Origin of the sequence: Ruminococcus flavefaciens (genome assembly GCF_900119075.1) — a bacterium.
GTDB lineage: Bacteria > Bacillota > Clostridia > Oscillospirales > Ruminococcaceae > Ruminococcus > Ruminococcus flavefaciens_Q.
In genome coordinates, this window is sequence record NZ_FPIP01000010.1 from 132,871 (window position 1) to 148,912 (window position 16,042).

The window sequence follows — 16,042 nt, forward strand, 5'->3', positions numbered from 1 at the left end:
GCGGTGCGTCAAAGGGAAATCAAGATGACCGATATCATTATTATAGGCGGCGGAGCAGCCGGCTGTTTTGCAGCGGTACAGGCGGCTCGCTTCGGCAAAAGGGTAGCGCTTTTTGAGAAAAATGAAAAGCTGGGCAGGAAGCTGCGCATAACAGGTAAGGGACGCTGCAACGTGACCAACAACAGCACTGTTGAGGAACACATGAAAAATATTCCTGTAAATCCTCGTTTTATGTACAGCTCCTTCTCAGTTTTCGACGCCGAGAGCACTATGAGCTTCTTTGAAGAGCTTGGAGTGCCCTTGAAGACAGAGCGCGGCAGCAGGGTTTTCCCTGTAAGCGACTGCGCAAACGATATTGCCGACGCTATGGCGAAAGAGATAAAAAAGCTGGGCGTACAGGTGATAAACAAACGCGTTACCAAAATTCTTACGGAAAACGGCGCTGTCTGCGGAGTCAAGGCAGGCGGCGAGGAGTTTTCTGCACCCTCTGTACTTATTGCCTGCGGCGGAAAATCCTATCCTGCCACAGGCTCAACAGGCGACGGCTATACCCTCGCAGAAGCACTGGGACATACTGTTACAGAGCTTAAGCCGAGCCTTGTACCTCTCACCTCTCCCGATAAATTCTGTGCGGAAATGATGGGACTTTCCCTCAGAAATGTCACATTGAAGCTCATGGACGGAGATAAATGCATATACAGCGAGCTGGGCGAAATGCTTTTCACTCACTTCGGAGTTTCGGGACCTCTGGTGCTCAGTGCAAGCTCCCATATCCGCGATATGCAGCCCAACAGATACAAGCTTCTCATAGATTTGAAGCCTGCCCTCTCACCCGAGCAGCTTGACGCCCGTATACAGCGCGATTTCGCGGAGAACCTCAACCGCGATTTCCAGAACGGCATACGGAAGCTCCTGCCTGCAAAGCTGATACCTGTAGCAGTAAAGCTTTCGGGGATAGCTCCCGAGCAGAAAATAAACGGCATAACCAAGGAGCAGCGCCGAAAATTCGGGGAGCTGATAAAGGCTTTTCCCGTAAGGATATCGGGATTTCGCCCTATTGACGAGGCTATCATAACCAGCGGCGGTATCTCCACAAAGGAAATAAATCCCAAGACTATGGAATCCAAGCTGGTCAGCGGACTGTATTTCGCAGGCGAGGTCATAGACGTTGACGCCTATACAGGCGGATTCAACCTGCAAATAGCCTTTTCCACGGCGTATACGGCAGCTGTTAATATGTAAATTCCCTGTTATATACTGATATCATTAATATTATATAAATCATAGTTTAACGCGTTAATTTGCCGAACCTATGAACGGGATTCCAAAGGGACTGTGTTCCTTTGGCGGAGTGACTCCCCATAAGATGGGGAGATGTCCGTAGGACAGAGGGGACGTACCGGTAAGGTCAGAGGCAGCGCCTCTGGCGGGTTTGGGCAGAGCCCAAATATCGAAGGCGCTTCGCAAGGCGTCCCTTAACGGGCGGATAATATCCGCCCCTACTGTAAAAGTAGAGAATTGAGAGTTGAAAGTTATGGTGTCGCCTCAGGCGACAAGATTTAAATAGTATGGCACATTAACTCTCAACTCTTCACTCTCAACTCTAAACTAAAAAAGCTCTTTCGTGATGAAAGAGCTCTTTTTTATTCGCAGTATGACAGAAGCTCCTTGGTGAGCATATAACGCTCATAATCGGTATCGCAGCCCAATACTACCGCGATATACGTTCTTCTGTTTTTCTTGTATACAGTTATGAGGTTGTTTCCTGCCAAGTCGGTAGTTCCCGTCTTTACGCCGCAAACGCCCTCAGTATAGAACTGACTGTCAGGATCAAGCAGCTCGTTGGAATTCGTCCATGAAAGGCTTCTGCCCGAGCTTATTACCACTTCCTTGCTGTGAACTCCTACGACCTCGCTTATCTCAGGCACCGAAAGAACATACTCTGTCAGTACTATCAGATCTTCCGCCGTAATATACTGGTCGGCGTCGTCCCAGCCGTCGGGAGTGGTGAAATGGCTGTTCTTCATGCCTATGAAATCAGCGAAATTATTCATCATGCCGCAGAAATACTCAACAGCTTCATTGTCGGTCATATCGGGATCATGACTGTGAGCACGGGCTGTGGAAACTGCTATGGTATATGCCGCGTCGTTGCCCGAGGACATAAGAAGTCCCGCAACAAGGTCCTGCAATGTTATCTCATCGCCTACCATAAGTCCGCAGAGACTTGAGCCGCCATGAACAAGAGCCTGCTCCGAGCCTACGGGAAATACTGCCTCAGCATTTACGTATTTCAGCGCTACAGCCGCCGTAAGAAGCTTAGTAAGGCTGGCAGGAGCGTATTTTTCATTTATTTTGTCCTCATAGAGAAGCTTTTTGCCGCCCATAGAGTAAAGTACCGCACTGTTGCACTCTATATCCTCGATATGCGCAATAGTAGTCGTTACCTCAGTTGTGGTAACTGCTGTAGTAGTGACAGAGGTCACGGTAGTTTCCGCAGTTGAAGCCGCAGTAGTCGCTTCGGAAACTTCGCTGCTGTTTTCGGGCTTTTTTATCTTCAGGGCAATGGCAAGAAAAACTGCAAGCATTACCGTAAATACTGCCGTAAAAATACCTATTGCCAGAATAAGCCGTCCTTTTTTTACTTTGTAAGCCATTACGCAGACAGCTCCTGCGCTTTATTTGATATATATATTATCATTATTGTTCCTCTTTCTGCTCCCGTAGGAGTGATATCCGAAGCCCTTTGTTCGTGTTTCATTATATATAATCGATTTTTCGCGAGTTATATTTCACTTTCAGAAAAAACTGCGCATATCTATGCCGCCGAATGTGCGAAAGAAGCTTTGGGTTTTGCGAACAAAACAAGTTTTTAGCCTCAGCCTTTTTATTGTACCATATAACAGCCAATAAAGCAACACTAACATCAAAAAAAATTTTCATATCCGCATAAAAAACAGCCATAAGGAAGCTCCTTACGGCTGTTTGGATCATTATTCAAGTCCCTTGAAGGTTATCTTCTTGTACTTTTCAAGTCTCTGTGCCACTATCTTCGGCTTCTCGGGATCCATGAAGAAGCCGCCCTGTGTATCAGCTATCTCGTCGCAGTGAACTCCGCGTCCCTCCTCTGTGGTGCGGTCGCGCTCCAGTCCGTTGGCTGCGATAACGAACTTCCACTTGCCGTCGGGAGTCTTTTCAAGGTCGCCGCCTGCTCCGCAGACTGCACACTCGATAGGATATTTCAAGCCGCCCCACTGTTCCTCGCCTAAGCAGAGGCAGTTGCTGTGGCAGTTAGGACACCAGCCGTAATCGGGCTCGCCCAGCCACTTGCGCTCAGCAGGAGGTGTATTCAGAGCCTTCATAACGTTTGCGCCTATCTCTCTTGCACGGGCAAGTTTCTCCTCGTGGAGGAGCACCTGTGCAGGTGCAGGCACCATTGTTGCCATATACATATCTACTATCTTGAAGCTGCTTGTAACGGTTGTTACCTGCATACATTCAAGAGCCATTGACTGCCATGAACGTGTTGAGCCGCCTACCGCCATGAGAGCGCCTACGCGGTCACGGTGCTGGATAGCACCTATCTTGGTGAGAAAAGCTGTCTCGTATGCTAAGTTTCTGTGCATGAATTTAAGGAACAGCGATGAGGGCATGAGCTCATATGTAGGAGCTGAAAAGATAACTGCGTCCTGATCGAGGAACACCTGCATTATCCTGTCCTTATCGTCTGCATTTTTAAGTGAGCAGCCTGTATTCTTGCCCATAGACATACCTATGGTACAAGATGTACAGCCATTACAGTCAAGGAGATTGAAATCTCTCAGGTTTATCATGGACACCTCTGCGCCCTGCTCCTGACAGACAAGCAGTGCCTCTTTAAGTAATATCTCACTGTTGCTGTCCTTTCTTCCTGCTGTTACGCCCATTACTTTAAAAGCCATAATAGTACAACTCCTTTTCTAAATTGTTGTTACGAATTGCCGAGAAAAACAGGTACTTCGATATTTGCACTTTTGCAAATTACACAAAATAACGCTTCTGCACAGCATTATTTTATACCCATATTTAAATTATACTGTATTTTAATGAAAAATTCAATGTTTTAGCCCGCAGTAAATCTCACAATAATTCGCTAAAAATATTGTATATCTTGCAGCTTGAAATAACCTTAAAAAAAATGTTATAATATTAGTTGCGAAAGTAAAAATAATGCGAAAGCCCGAAAGAAGATTTATCTTCTTTCGGGCTCTTTTTATACTATGGAGGTCACCTTGTAAGGCTTTTATTTTATTGCTGCAAATGCACCGTCAAGAGCTGCGATAAGGTCGTCGATATGCTCTGTACCGATCGAAAGACGGATAGTATTTGGCTTAATTCCCTGCTCTGCAAGCTCTGCTTCTGTGAGCTGTGAATGTGTTGTCGATGCAGGGTGTATAACGAGGGACTTAACGTCAGCAACGTTTGCAAGGAGAGAGAATATCTCAAGATTGTCGATGAACTTCTTTGCGTCGTCCTCTGTGCCCTTTACATCAAAGGTGAAGATGCTGCCGCCGCCGTTGGGGAAGTACTTCTTGTATACCTCATGGCTCTTCTCGGAGCTAAGTGACGGGTGGTGAACAGCCTCTACCTGTGGGTGATTTGCAAGGTACTTGACTATCTTCTTAGCGTTCTCTGTGTGGCGCTCTACGCGGAGTGAAAGTGTTTCAAGTCCCTGTAAGAAGATGAAAGCGTGGAACGGTGAAACTGTAGCTCCTGTGTCGCGGAGAAGTATCGCGCGGATATATGTTACGAATGCAGCTGCGCCTACTGCTGCTGTGAAGCTTACGCCGTGATAGCTCGGATTGGGCTCTGATACCCATGGATAGCGCTTTGACTTTGCCCAGTCAAAATTGCCGCTGTCTACGATGACGCCGCCGATAGCTGTACCGTGACCGCCGATGAACTTGGTTGCGGAATGTACAACGATATCTGCGCCGTACTCGATAGGACGGACAAGATAAGGAGTTGCGAATGTATTGTCAACTACGAGAGGGATATTGTGTGCGTGAGCTATCTTTGCTATCTTCTCGATGTCGATAGCGTTGGAGTTGGGATTGCCCAGTGTCTCGATGTAGAGAGCCTTTGTGTTCTCGTCGATAAGGGACTCAAAGCTGCCCTCAACGTCGGGATCGGCAAACTTTGTTGTTATGCCGTAAAGCGGAAGTGTGTGTGCAAGAAGATTGTATGTGCCGCCGTAGATAGTCTTTGAAGCGACGATGTTCTCCCCTGCCTTTGCAAGTGCCTGAATCGTGTATGTGATAGCAGCTGCGCCGGAAGCTGTTGCAAGAGCTGCGATACCGCCCTCAAGAGCAGCTATTCTCTTCTCGAAAACGTCCTGTGTGGAGTTTGTAAGTCTGCCGTAGATGTTGCCTGCGTCCTTGAGACCGAAGCGGTCTGCGGCGTGCTGTGAATCATGGAAAACGTAAGATGTAGTCGCATAAATGGGTACTGCTCTTGCGTCTGTTGCAGGATCAGCCTGCTCCTGTCCAACGTGAAGCTGAAGTGTCTCAAAATGTAATTTATTATTAGCCATTGTAATTTCCTCCTGAAAATCTTTAATTTCAAATTTATATTAATAATGATCTATTCGCGTACAAGTTTATATCAGAAACATCGTCTGCCGCACATTCGGTCTGTTCCTCTGACTACAGAACGGAGACGGTCAAGCATATTCAGTTGTTTCATTGTACCTCTCCTTTCCTTTGGTATGCCTATATTATACATCGGTTTTATATATTTGTCCAATGCATAATTTTCATAGCTGGTTATAGGTTGAGTCTATAGCTGTTCCGAGCCGTCTCCGTTTTTCTTTTATAATGTATAAGGCTTTGCTTTGTTTCACAGGGGTAACACGTCTTGCATTTCAAAATACCTTGTGCTATAATATACTAAGTCAATAGGAATACTTCATATACACTGGAGGATAAATATGGAAAAACGTTTTATATACGCCGATAATGCCGCTACTACGGCAGTCTCGGAGGAAGTTCTCGCAGCTATGCTTCCCCATTTCCGCGAGGCTTACGGCAACGCTTCAAGCATTTACAAGCTGGGACGCGACGCTCAGAAAGCCGTTGAGACTGCCCGTGAAAAGGTGGCAAAGGCTCTCGGCGCAGAGCCCCGTGAGATATACTTCACAAGCTGCGGCTCTGAGGCTGACAACTGGGCTATCAAGGGCACTGCGGAGCTCATGGCAAAAAAGGGCAAGAAGCACATCATCACTTCCGTTTTCGAGCACCACGCTGTGCTCCACACCACGGAATACCTCGAAAAGCATGGCTTTGAGGTGACTTATATCCCCGTAAGCGACAAGGGACTTATTGATCCCGAGGATATCAGAAAAGCTATCCGCGAGGACACAGCTCTTGTTACTATAATGTACGCCAACAACGAGATAGGCACTATCCAGCCCATAGAGGAAATAGCTGCCATATGCCATGAAAAGGGCGTTCTCTTCCACACCGACGCTGTTCAGGCTGTGGGACACGTTGAGATAGACGTCCACAAACAGGGCATAGATATGCTCTCCCTTTCGGGACACAAGATACACGCTCAGAAGGGTATCGGCGCTCTGTATATCCGCAAGGGACTTGTCCTCCCTAATCTTATACACGGCGGCGGTCAGGAGCGCGGCAAGCGTGCAGGCACGGAAAACGTCCCTGCTATCGTAGGTCTGGGAGTTGCTATCGAAGCTGCAACACGCAATATCGCAGAAAAGGCAGCTGTGATAACTCCCCGCAGAAACAGGCTCATCGACGGTATACTCAAGCTCCCCTACACCCGTCTTAACGGCGACAGGGACAAGCGTCTCCCAGGAAACCTCAACATCTCTATCGAGGGTATTGAGGGCGAATCACTGCTGCTCATGCTGGATATGAACGGTATCTGCGCTTCATCGGGCTCGGCTTGTACATCGGGCTCACTTGATCCGTCCCACGTTCTGCTGTCTCTCGGTCTGAAACACGCAGTAGCTCACGGCTCTATGCGTCTTTCCATTGAGGAGGACGTAACCGACGAGGACGTAGACTACATTCTCGAAGTAGTTCCCAAGATAGTTGAGCGCCTGCGCTCTATGTCCCCTGTCTGGGAGAGAATGATGAAGGGCGAAGATTACGAATAATAAAGGAGAATATATATGCTTTACAGTGAAAAGGTTCTGGATCATTTTTCAAATCCGCGAAATGTGGGCGAAATCGAGGACGCTGACGGAGTCGGCGAGATAGGCAATGCAAAATGCGGAGATATCATGAAAATGTATCTCAAAATAGACGATAATACCATTACCGACGTTAAGTTCAAGACATTCGGCTGCGGTGCGGCAGTTGCCACATCGTCAATGGCTACCGAGCTCATCAAGGGCAAGTCAATTGACGACGCACTGAAGCTTACAAATCAGGCTGTTGTTGAGGCTCTGGACGGACTTCCGGCAGTAAAGATTCACTGCTCTGTGCTCGCGGAGCAGGCTGTCCGCGCAGCTCTTTCCGACTACTATACAAAACAGGGCATCGATCCTGTGCCGATAGTTGGCGAAATAAAAGTACCCGAAGAAGAATAACACTCTTGTATATCCATGACACTTATATAGAAACTTATAGTTAATTATGGGGGAAACCTTTCTGAGGAAAGGTTCTCCCCCATACCCCTTTCCAAAGACTTTTAGCTGATTTTTTCTATAATAGAGCCCCTTTGTAGTATGTACAGAGGGGCAAGTTTTTATATGGGCTCTATTATAGAAAAAATGAAATAACGGTCATTGAATGAGTGCAAGGAACTCCTTCATCAAAAGGCTTTTGCCCAATAATAAGCATAAAGCTTCTGTATAAGCATCATGGTTAGCACAGGAGCGTTTTTTATCCGCACTTGTTGCTATTTTATTGATTATATGCTAAAATAAAAGCTGATGATTTTCAAAACATAAAATTATTGCCCGTAATGTAACACTTGAACAGGCTGCTCCGATTGTTGTATATGAAAGGTGGCGCCTTACAAAACAAATCGCAGGGAGGAATGTAAATGACAAGCAGAGAACTGACAGCTCTTATGGAAAAATCACCCGTCAGCTGTCACAAGGCTCTCGTCAAGGAATACGGCAGATACGTTTACGCTATTGCCTACAATAAGCTCAGAGGCTGCGGCACAAATGAAGATATAGAAGAATGCGTCAGCGACGTTTTCGCAGCTCTTTTTATGCAGTGTGAATATGACCTGTCATCTGAGAACGATCTTAAATACCTTATCGGAACTATCGCAAAAAGAAAGGCTATCGACTACTTCCGAAGCCTGACTGCAAGAGAAAGCCATATTTCCGAGTCTGACGAGAACGATATGAGGGAGCTTGTCTCGGACTTCAGCGTTGACGAACGCGTTGACCGCTCGGAACTCCGCCGCGTGCTCCTCGACAAGATAGACGAGCTGGGCGAGCCCGATTCGACTATACTTATCCAGAAATTCTATTACAACCGAAATTCCAATGAAATAGCAGAGAGCGTTTCTATGACGGCTTCGGCAGTCAGACAGCGCTGTGCAAGAGCTATGGACAAGCTGCGCACTAAGCTTGTGGAAGTCGGTATGGGAAGATAAGGAGGGGAGCTATTATGAAAGATAAAAACATATTCGATATTCTCGAAAATGCGGAGAATGATTCTATGAAAAGATTAATAGACAAATGCCCCGAAATTTCCGATGAACAGCTCGAAAAGATATTCAAGATGAGCGAAAAGAAGTTCAGAAAGCAAAGGGCGGAAAAAGATAGAACAGAGAGAGATAATACTATAAAAATGACCGAAAACTATGTAGTTGAGGGCGTTGAGCGCAACAAAAGACCTGCATGGCTCACTCCGCTGACTACCGCAGCTTCGGTACTGCTTATCGCAGGCATCGCTATCGGCAGCACAGCAATGCTCAAGAGACACACCAAGCCAAACGGAGGGGGCGGCGGTGTAACTCCTGCAGTAACTGTCTCAACAACAACAGGAACAAGTACAAATATCGTATCCACAGACAAAAACGGTTCAACTATCACAGGAACTGACGTAACAACAACTACTACGACTGTAACATCAGCAGGTGACGGCAGTGACCAAAACACAGCCGATACTGAGTTCATCAAGCCGTTTGTGGGCAGATGGAGATATGAAATGTCAAACATAAACGACCTTGATGTTCCCGAATCTGCGGGTTATATGGGTACAGTTGAAATAACAGCTGACGCAACATACATCATGACAGACAACAGCGGTAATGTCTCACACGGCACTATCAGCAATGCTACAGAGGAAATCGGCGGAACAAGTATACAATGTCTCGATTTCTCTGTAAATGAAAGCGGAGCAAACGATTTCCTGACCAGACGTGCTTATTATGATGAATCCAGACCTTATGAGCTCCATTTCGGCAACAGCAACATTGCAAGACTTGTACGCGAAGAGCACGTCGAGCCCACAGATACGAGCTGGCAGTCTGCATACAGAAAAGAGCTTCTAAAACATTATAACAAAGCAGGAATACCATATAATGATCCGATGTGGGATCTTCAGGATATAGACGGCGACGACATACCTGAACTTCTGATATCGACAGGCACTCAAAAAGACGACTGTGTATACATCTACTATTACGAAAACGGCGAAGCAAAAGATCTTAATAATACTGTACAGACGATCCCCTACGGAGAGTACGGCGTTACAAATATCTGCAAGGAAGAACACTATATAGGTCATAACTATACTGATAACCGCGTTACATACTACGAAATGACAAAGTTAAAGGACCACTATCCGATATGCGATATATTTACTTATTACTATGACCTTGAACAAGCAGGTGAAACGCCTTATGGTCTGAACGCCAGACCTGTCAGCGAAGAGGAATTCAACCAAAAGGTCGACGAATACAATTCCAAGAACTGGATAACAGTCGGCAGACAGTATCGTTTAGGTGACTTCTCACCGCTGATGGACAATTGACATCACACTACAAACGCTCCCAAAATATCGGGAGCGTTTTACTGTTGTTCGTATTAATAAAGGCTGAAAAAATCTCCCGAAAATGAACTGCTCTGTCCATTTTCGGGAGATTTTCTTAAAGGTTATCAAAAAGCATTATTGCTGTATCTCGGGTTTATAAGCACTTGTATTGATATCAACAATTTCAGGTCTTAAAAATGTTCCTGTCTTGAAAACAAGTGAAATGTAGATATTGTATTTTTCGCCGTTAATTGTTACTTCCTGAGCCAGTTTATCGTAAAGGCTGCTTTTGTCCGTGGGGAAATAATCGCTATAGCTGCCCTTTATTTGGTAATCATAGTCCATGTTCTTGTATTTGTTGCAGAATGCGAACTTTTCTTCATCACTTGCAAACTTGAAATCTTTTTTATCTATCATCTTTTTCAGGTCGCCGCTCAGCATATTATAGTCGATATAATCGCCAAGCTCGCTTATTCCTGTGCATTTGCTGTCCATTTTTTCAAAGAATCTGCCGCAGTAATACCTTTTAGCCACTATCCTCAGCGGTGACGCCGCTAATAAGGCTACTGCCGCAATTAGAGTTATCATGCCGCGTTTTAGTATTTTTTTCTTTTTAAGTTCCATAAATTTGTCTCCTTATATACGTTTTTCAACATTACCCCGAAGGAGGAAGCTTCGGGGTATTTTTAAACGCAGCCCCGAAGAAAGGGATATCAGAGGCGGTGTTTCTGCATAAGCTTTGTAAAAAATATCCCTTTAATATAATAAACGGAACAAAAATATAAATTGTTACATATTTTTGAAAAAAATTTTTCGCCTGATGAAAATAATTAAAAGCAAAAAGCGTCTCATTAAAAATGAGACGCTTTTTGCCATATACATACAGAGCATTACTCCATATTTTTAAGTGCAAGAACCTTCGGTATTTTGCGGATACGGATAAAATCAAGAACAGTAATGAGCAGATATGCAGCAAATACAAGGAGGAACTCCTTTACAAAGCCCGAAACAGGCATTATGAATCCAAACCAGCCGCTCATCTTCATCATTATCAGTTTCCAGAAGAACTGCATAAGCAAATAGCCTATGTACATTGCAAGGAACTCCGAGAAGAACACAACTATCGCTGTCGGTATGAGATAAAGTGAAGCTATCTCGCCGTTTTCATAGCCCAGTATCTTCGTCATGGAGATAGAGCGCTCGTTTTTTTCGATGATTATCTTTGTCAGCAGATAGAGTATTATCGCTGCCACTATGAAGCATACATACTGGAAATACAGCATATATGAACCCATTGAGTGGTCAAGCTGGTCTGCCACCTTCATCATATCCTGAGTTGTTATCTCTTTGGCGATGTATTCCTCATCGATGTCCTTTATCATTTTGTTGGACATATATCCGCTGAAATCGCCTTCATCCTTGTCGAATACCCTGTTGAACTGTTCGTTTTCCATGAATACGGCAACTCCTGCGGAATAATCGTAAATGTCATGTACAGTCCAGTTGTAGTCCTTGTGCTCGTATTTCTCGGAAAGAGTAATGGTATCGCCTGCCTGAACGCCGTATTTTTCCGCGTAAGCCTTGGAAATATATACGGAATCATCATTGGTTTTACCGATATTTACATATTTACTGCCGCTTTCGATACCGAAAACGGATACTTCCTCGTTATAGCTGTCGGACTTGCGCTCAAGTGATGTTATTGAGAAGCGCTCTGCCCCCTCTGTAGCAGTTGTGATGAGATTTCCTTCCTCGTCCTCGGTACTGCTGAGGATAACCTGCTCCTCGGCAAACATCATATCGCCCATTTTATCCTGATAGTAGGACAATGTTTCGGGCATTCCCACAGCCATTGAGATAAGCAGCATAACAAAGGTTATGCCTACGAAAAGCATGATGTAGTTCGGGATATTCTGCAAAAACACGCGTATTCTGAAACGTTTGAGGAATCTCCACCTCGGCAGTCTTATTGCCTTTTTCCTCTTATTGCGCTTCAGGTCGTGGCGCAGGAAGCGCAGCGGTGAGAGCTTCAGCGTTTTTGTGATAACTATCACGTTAATAATAAGCATTAATATTATAGGTACTACTGTTGTTTTGATAAATGCCTCCGGTGTCCACAGAGTCTCAAAGGCAGGCAGGCTGTAGCTGCTGTAGTACATATCTGCCACTGTATTCTTGAACACGGTATAGCCCAGTACATTGCCTATGACCGAGGCAATAATGACGATGAGCAGCGGAGCGCTCATGTAGTAGCGCAGAAGCTCTCCCCTTGTATAGCCCGAAGCCCTGAGAGTACCGATTACAGAAGCTTCCTGCTCTAATGTAGTGCTGATAGTTACCGCAAAAATGAACGCTAAAACAGCAGTGAGTATGTACAGGAGAACTCCGCCCATAGCCTTATCCTTGCCTATATCGTTTCTTGCAAAGCTCATGGACTGATTTGCATAGGCAGGGACATAGTCCTTTATTTCAAGCTCCTCGGTATCAGAGACTGCTGTCTGTGTGATTAGGGATTTGAGGAAGTGCTCGGACATTTCCTTTTCCTCGTACTCGTCGGCAGGCTTTTTATTGTAAGTGAAACCGTAGTTTGCAGAGGTATTTGCACGGATACGGGCAAAGCCCTCGTTTGTGGTCATACCTATATCAAAGGTAAGAGCGTCGAACATTGTATCGGTATTGCTCTCGTAAAGTGCGCTGTAATCCACAAAAGCCGCAAGTCCGACTACCTCAAAGTCAAGGCCGCCGACTTTAAGAGTATCTCCCACCTTTATCTTTGCATTGTCGGCGTGCATACGGTCGATTATTATCTCGTTCTCATTTTCGGGAGCGCGTCCCTTGAGGATATCGTAAAGGTCGATGTCGCCGCGCTCGCCGTAAACCCGGATAGTTCCCGAGTAATCTGCCTTTGAGGGGATAGCTTCATCTGTATCCTTATAGAAAAGCTCATACACCGTAACAGGAACAGGCTCGAATTTCTCGTTAAGCTCGTAGCGCTCCTCTATTTCGGAGTATTTCTCGTCTATTTCCTTGTCTATTTCCTTTTTAGCCTCGTCCATTGCGTCGGACAGGGCTTTTTTGTAGTCCTCCGAGTCCTTTGCGGTCTTTAAAGCTTCATCGTAAGCCTTGTCGTAATTCTCTTTTATCGCAGTATCAAGGGCGGAGCTTATCATCTCCTCGCGCTGAGACGCAGGAATATCAGCTCCCATAGCCTTTGCTGCGGCAAGCTTCTCGTCGATTGCGGCTGTTACCTGAGTTTTTATAGCTTCCTTTACCTGCTCAGCAACCTTTTCTTCCACAGCTTCATTGACAGCCTTTTCCACCTCGTCGGCGGCTTCATCGCAGGCACGTTCACGGTATACCGCAGGTACGTCTGCCATTTCTCCTGTTTCGATAGCCTTTACAGTGACTTCGTCAGCCTTTTTTGAAAGCTTGAAATGTCCGTCCTCACGCTTCATCTCCGCAACGTTTTTGTCAAGGGTATTGAGCATACTGTTGTTTGCAACATACATTCCCGAAACAAAGCCGATAGTTACGATGAGCATGAGACCTATCATCAGGTAGCGCTTCCAGTCGCGGAGCATATCCTTCCAGACGCGCTTGTTAAGGGGATTATTCGGACGCTTGCCGAATGATATCTTCTTATCCATAAATGCTCCCCCTTACCACTCTATCTCAGCAGCGGTCAGCTTTTCCTTATTGACAGTATCATGTCTTATCTTGCCGTCACGAAGCTTTATCACATGGTCAGCCATTTGCTTTATGGCTTCGTTATGAGTTACCATGATGATAGTGTTGCCGTACTTTTTGTTGACCTCCTCGATAAGCTGCAATATCTCCTTTGAGGTCTTGTAGTCAAGAGCGCCTGTAGGCTCGTCGCAAAGAAGTATATCTGGATTCTTGACGATAGCGCGTCCTATGGATACTCTTTGCTGCTGACCGCCCGAGAGCTGATTAGGCAGCTTGTAGCGGTGCTCGTAAAGTCCCAGTATCTTCAGCAATTCGTCGATATCAAGGGGCTTATCAGAGAGATAAGCGCCTGTTTCGATGTTTTCCTTTACGTTGAGGTTAGGGATAAGATTGTACATCTGAAAAACGTAGCCCAAGTGCTTGCGGCGGTAGCGTGTAAGACTTTTCTCGTCCATTTCCGCCAGTTTATCGCCGTTTATGGTTATCTCCCCTGCGTCGGCGCTGTCAATGCCGCCGAGAATATTCAGCAATGTTGATTTACCCGAGCCTGACGGTCCGAGAAGCACACAGAACTCCCCTTTTCCTACTGTGAAGTCCAGCTCCTTAAGTACCTCCTGCTTAGTTTCACCGCTGCCGAAGCTCTTCTTCAGTCCGCGGACTTCAAGGAATTTTCTCTCTTTTTCGCTCATAACCTTTCTCTCCTTACGTCATTATTTGTATCCATGCTTGTATGAACACTTGAATATCTATTCATATGTTATCACATTATTTCTGAAATGTCAAGTGCTTTTTTCCATTTCAGCATTTTCGATATTATCAGACAATACAGGTCATTTATATAAGTTAGTATATACAAATATTTTATTTTTAACAAATATCCGACTTTCTTACTGAAAATGGGGAATCCATTGGATCCCCCGTTTTTCCTGTCAATTTGCTGCCTGTTCAAGGGCTTTTCGCGCCGCTTCGATAATACCGTTTGAACTGTATGTCGCACCTGAGCAGGCGTCGATACCGTCTGCGCTGACCTTTGCGCCTATCTGCGGAATAACAGTGTTCATGGCGTCGCCGAAGTACTCGGGATCGTCCTCGTCTGCCCATGCGGAAATGCATGTTATGACGTCGTTTTCTATGGACAGCTTTACGTGTACCTTTCCTGCGTAGCCCTCAGCTTCGGCTTCGTATTCGCCGTTTCTGTACTTGTATGCAGGCTGAGGCTCGGCAGCAGGAGCTTCTTCATGCTGCTCCTGTGCAGGCTCATCGTTATGCTCCTGCTCTTCATGCTTTTCCTCCTGCTTTTCTTCCTCTGTTTTTTTATTTTCGTCCGTTTTCTTGGTCGTTTCAGCCGATGTTGTTGTAGTCTTTGTATCTTTATCTGTCTTTTCTGTAGTTTCTGTGGTCTTTTTGCCGTCCTTTGCAGTTGTTACAGCTTTTTCAGCAGCTGATGTAGTTTCGGGAGCAAATGTAAATGTTGCAGCCTTTTCCTCGGTAACTACAGAGGGCTTCGATGCAGTTTCTCCGCTGTTATGAGCTAAAGCTCCCAAAAGAGCTACGGGCAGAGCGAATGCACAGGCACATACAGTATTGGGTAAGAGCTTCTTTTCGGGCTTTTTATTGGCAATATAATACTTTCTGATACGCATTACGGCATAACCGATGAAAACTGCGCTGTATACAAGGATACTGAGGAAATAGCCCTCCCTGCCCTTCTGAGCCTTGGGCACGAAAAGCACAAGGATATGCACATAGATAAAAGCATAGAAAATATACGCAAAGCGCTGTATCTTCTTCCATGTTTTTGCATTCATCTTCTTGCGTATCTTCTTGAAGGACATCACCGTAAGGGGAGTCATTATCAGTACCATTGCAAGGCATACGATGCTGGTGACAACAAAGTCCGAGCCTGTTCTGCCTTTGATGAGATTGGTTATGTACTGTACTCCGTATGTGATGATATGGGAGAACGTAAGTATAGCCGCAGTTATGGATAATTCGCCGCGTATGGGCATTAGCTTCTTAATGGGAGCAAAGCCGTTGGGCAGAGCTCCTGCCCACATGACAACTGCCCAGAATGCAGTACCCAGAGCTCCCCGTGAGAATATGCCGAGAACATTATCGCGGACAAAACGGCTTGAAATATTTATGTCAAACTGAGTGATAACTACAGATGCCACAGTCAGAACAGCCGCCGAAATATAAAACGCCGCAGGACATTTTTTCAGTGGCTTGTCAAGACAAAAAGCGATAAGGAGCGCTATAAAAAGAGCGGTCAAAAATAACATAAGAATTACCTCTTTGCAGTATTTGACCTCCGCAGCATAAGCCGCAGAGGTCATATTTTAGAATGGAAA

The 16,042-nt window shown here is 45.6% G+C and carries 12 protein-coding genes; 5 read left to right on the plus strand and 7 right to left on the minus strand.

Going from position 1 to position 16,042, the window contains the following annotated elements:
* Positions 1–24 precede the first annotated feature (24 nt).
* Positions 25–1,242: a BaiN/RdsA family NAD(P)/FAD-dependent oxidoreductase gene (locus BT105_RS13185; protein ID WP_072301167.1), complete on the plus strand. Its 1,218-nt coding sequence runs from the start codon at positions 25–27 to the stop codon at positions 1,240–1,242.
* 401 nt (positions 1,243–1,643) lie between these two features.
* Here the strand turns inward: BT105_RS13185 and BT105_RS13190 are convergent, their stop codons facing one another.
* From BT105_RS13190 to BT105_RS13205, 3 genes are all read right to left on the minus strand, one after another.
* Positions 1,644–2,657: a D-alanyl-D-alanine carboxypeptidase family protein gene (locus tag BT105_RS13190; RefSeq protein WP_072301168.1), complete on the minus strand. Its 1,014-nt coding sequence runs from the start codon at positions 2,655–2,657 to the stop codon at positions 1,644–1,646.
* Between the two features lie 336 nt (positions 2,658–2,993).
* The gene (locus BT105_RS13200; RefSeq protein WP_072301170.1) at positions 2,994–3,941 is read right to left on the minus strand and encodes a flavodoxin family protein; all 948 of its coding nucleotides are present in this window, start codon (positions 3,939–3,941) and stop codon (positions 2,994–2,996) included.
* Positions 3,942–4,282: 341 nt separating this feature from the next.
* Positions 4,283–5,572, minus strand: a complete 1,290-nt coding sequence (locus tag BT105_RS13205; RefSeq protein WP_072301171.1) for an O-acetylhomoserine aminocarboxypropyltransferase/cysteine synthase family protein — start codon at positions 5,570–5,572, stop codon at positions 4,283–4,285.
* Positions 5,573–5,968: 396 nt separating this feature from the next.
* On the opposite strand from BT105_RS13205, the gene nifS reads away from it, so the two are divergent.
* The 4 genes from nifS to BT105_RS13225 all read left to right on the plus strand — a co-directional run bounded on the left by nifS (position 5,969) and on the right by BT105_RS13225 (position 10,004).
* Positions 5,969–7,159, plus strand: coding sequence for a cysteine desulfurase NifS (gene nifS, locus BT105_RS13210; RefSeq protein WP_028514695.1), 1,191 nt, complete (start codon positions 5,969–5,971; stop codon positions 7,157–7,159).
* A gap of 15 nt (positions 7,160–7,174) precedes the next feature.
* The gene (gene nifU, locus BT105_RS13215) at positions 7,175–7,594 is read left to right on the plus strand and encodes a Fe-S cluster assembly scaffold protein NifU (protein ID WP_024860569.1); all 420 of its coding nucleotides are present in this window, start codon (positions 7,175–7,177) and stop codon (positions 7,592–7,594) included.
* A gap of 458 nt (positions 7,595–8,052) precedes the next feature.
* Positions 8,053–8,619, plus strand: coding sequence for a sigma-70 family RNA polymerase sigma factor (locus BT105_RS13220; protein WP_072301172.1), 567 nt, complete (start codon positions 8,053–8,055; stop codon positions 8,617–8,619).
* A gap of 14 nt (positions 8,620–8,633) precedes the next feature.
* Positions 8,634–10,004, plus strand: a complete 1,371-nt coding sequence (locus tag BT105_RS13225) for a hypothetical protein (protein ID WP_072301173.1) — start codon at positions 8,634–8,636, stop codon at positions 10,002–10,004.
* Between the two features lie 135 nt (positions 10,005–10,139).
* On the opposite strand, the gene BT105_RS13230 is transcribed toward BT105_RS13225, so the two are convergent.
* The 4 genes from BT105_RS13230 to BT105_RS13245 all read right to left on the minus strand — a co-directional run bounded on the left by BT105_RS13230 (position 10,140) and on the right by BT105_RS13245 (position 15,973).
* Positions 10,140–10,628, minus strand: coding sequence for a hypothetical protein (locus BT105_RS13230; protein WP_072301174.1), 489 nt, complete (start codon positions 10,626–10,628; stop codon positions 10,140–10,142).
* 266 nt (positions 10,629–10,894) lie between these two features.
* A complete protein-coding gene (locus BT105_RS13235) occupies positions 10,895–13,651 on the minus strand; it encodes an ABC transporter permease (protein ID WP_072301175.1) in 2,757 nt (918 codons plus the stop codon).
* A 12-nt stretch (positions 13,652–13,663) separates the two neighbouring features.
* The gene (locus BT105_RS13240; RefSeq protein WP_028514690.1) at positions 13,664–14,380 is read right to left on the minus strand and encodes an ABC transporter ATP-binding protein; all 717 of its coding nucleotides are present in this window, start codon (positions 14,378–14,380) and stop codon (positions 13,664–13,666) included.
* 240 nt (positions 14,381–14,620) lie between these two features.
* Complete coding sequence (locus BT105_RS13245; protein WP_072301176.1) at positions 14,621–15,973, minus strand: FMN-binding protein; 1,353 nt, start codon at positions 15,971–15,973, stop codon at positions 14,621–14,623.
* Positions 15,974–16,042 lie beyond the last annotated feature (69 nt).

Coding starts and splice junctions, on each gene's coding strand:
- BT105_RS13185 (WP_072301167.1), top strand. CDS start 25: ATGACCGATATCATTATTATAGGCGGCGGAGCAGCCGGCTGTTTTGCA.
- BT105_RS13190 (WP_072301168.1), bottom strand. CDS start 2,657: ATGGCTTACAAAGTAAAAAAAGGACGGCTTATTCTGGCAATAGGTATT.
- BT105_RS13200 (WP_072301170.1), bottom strand. CDS start 3,941: ATGGCTTTTAAAGTAATGGGCGTAACAGCAGGAAGAAAGGACAGCAAC.
- BT105_RS13205 (WP_072301171.1), bottom strand. CDS start 5,572: ATGGCTAATAATAAATTACATTTTGAGACACTTCAGCTTCACGTTGGA.
- nifS (WP_028514695.1), top strand. CDS start 5,969: ATGGAAAAACGTTTTATATACGCCGATAATGCCGCTACTACGGCAGTC.
- nifU (WP_024860569.1), top strand. CDS start 7,175: ATGCTTTACAGTGAAAAGGTTCTGGATCATTTTTCAAATCCGCGAAAT.
- BT105_RS13220 (WP_072301172.1), top strand. CDS start 8,053: ATGACAAGCAGAGAACTGACAGCTCTTATGGAAAAATCACCCGTCAGC.
- BT105_RS13225 (WP_072301173.1), top strand. CDS start 8,634: ATGAAAGATAAAAACATATTCGATATTCTCGAAAATGCGGAGAATGAT.
- BT105_RS13230 (WP_072301174.1), bottom strand. CDS start 10,628: ATGGAACTTAAAAAGAAAAAAATACTAAAACGCGGCATGATAACTCTA.
- BT105_RS13235 (WP_072301175.1), bottom strand. CDS start 13,651: ATGGATAAGAAGATATCATTCGGCAAGCGTCCGAATAATCCCCTTAAC.
- BT105_RS13240 (WP_028514690.1), bottom strand. CDS start 14,380: ATGAGCGAAAAAGAGAGAAAATTCCTTGAAGTCCGCGGACTGAAGAAG.
- BT105_RS13245 (WP_072301176.1), bottom strand. CDS start 15,973: ATGTTATTTTTGACCGCTCTTTTTATAGCGCTCCTTATCGCTTTTTGT.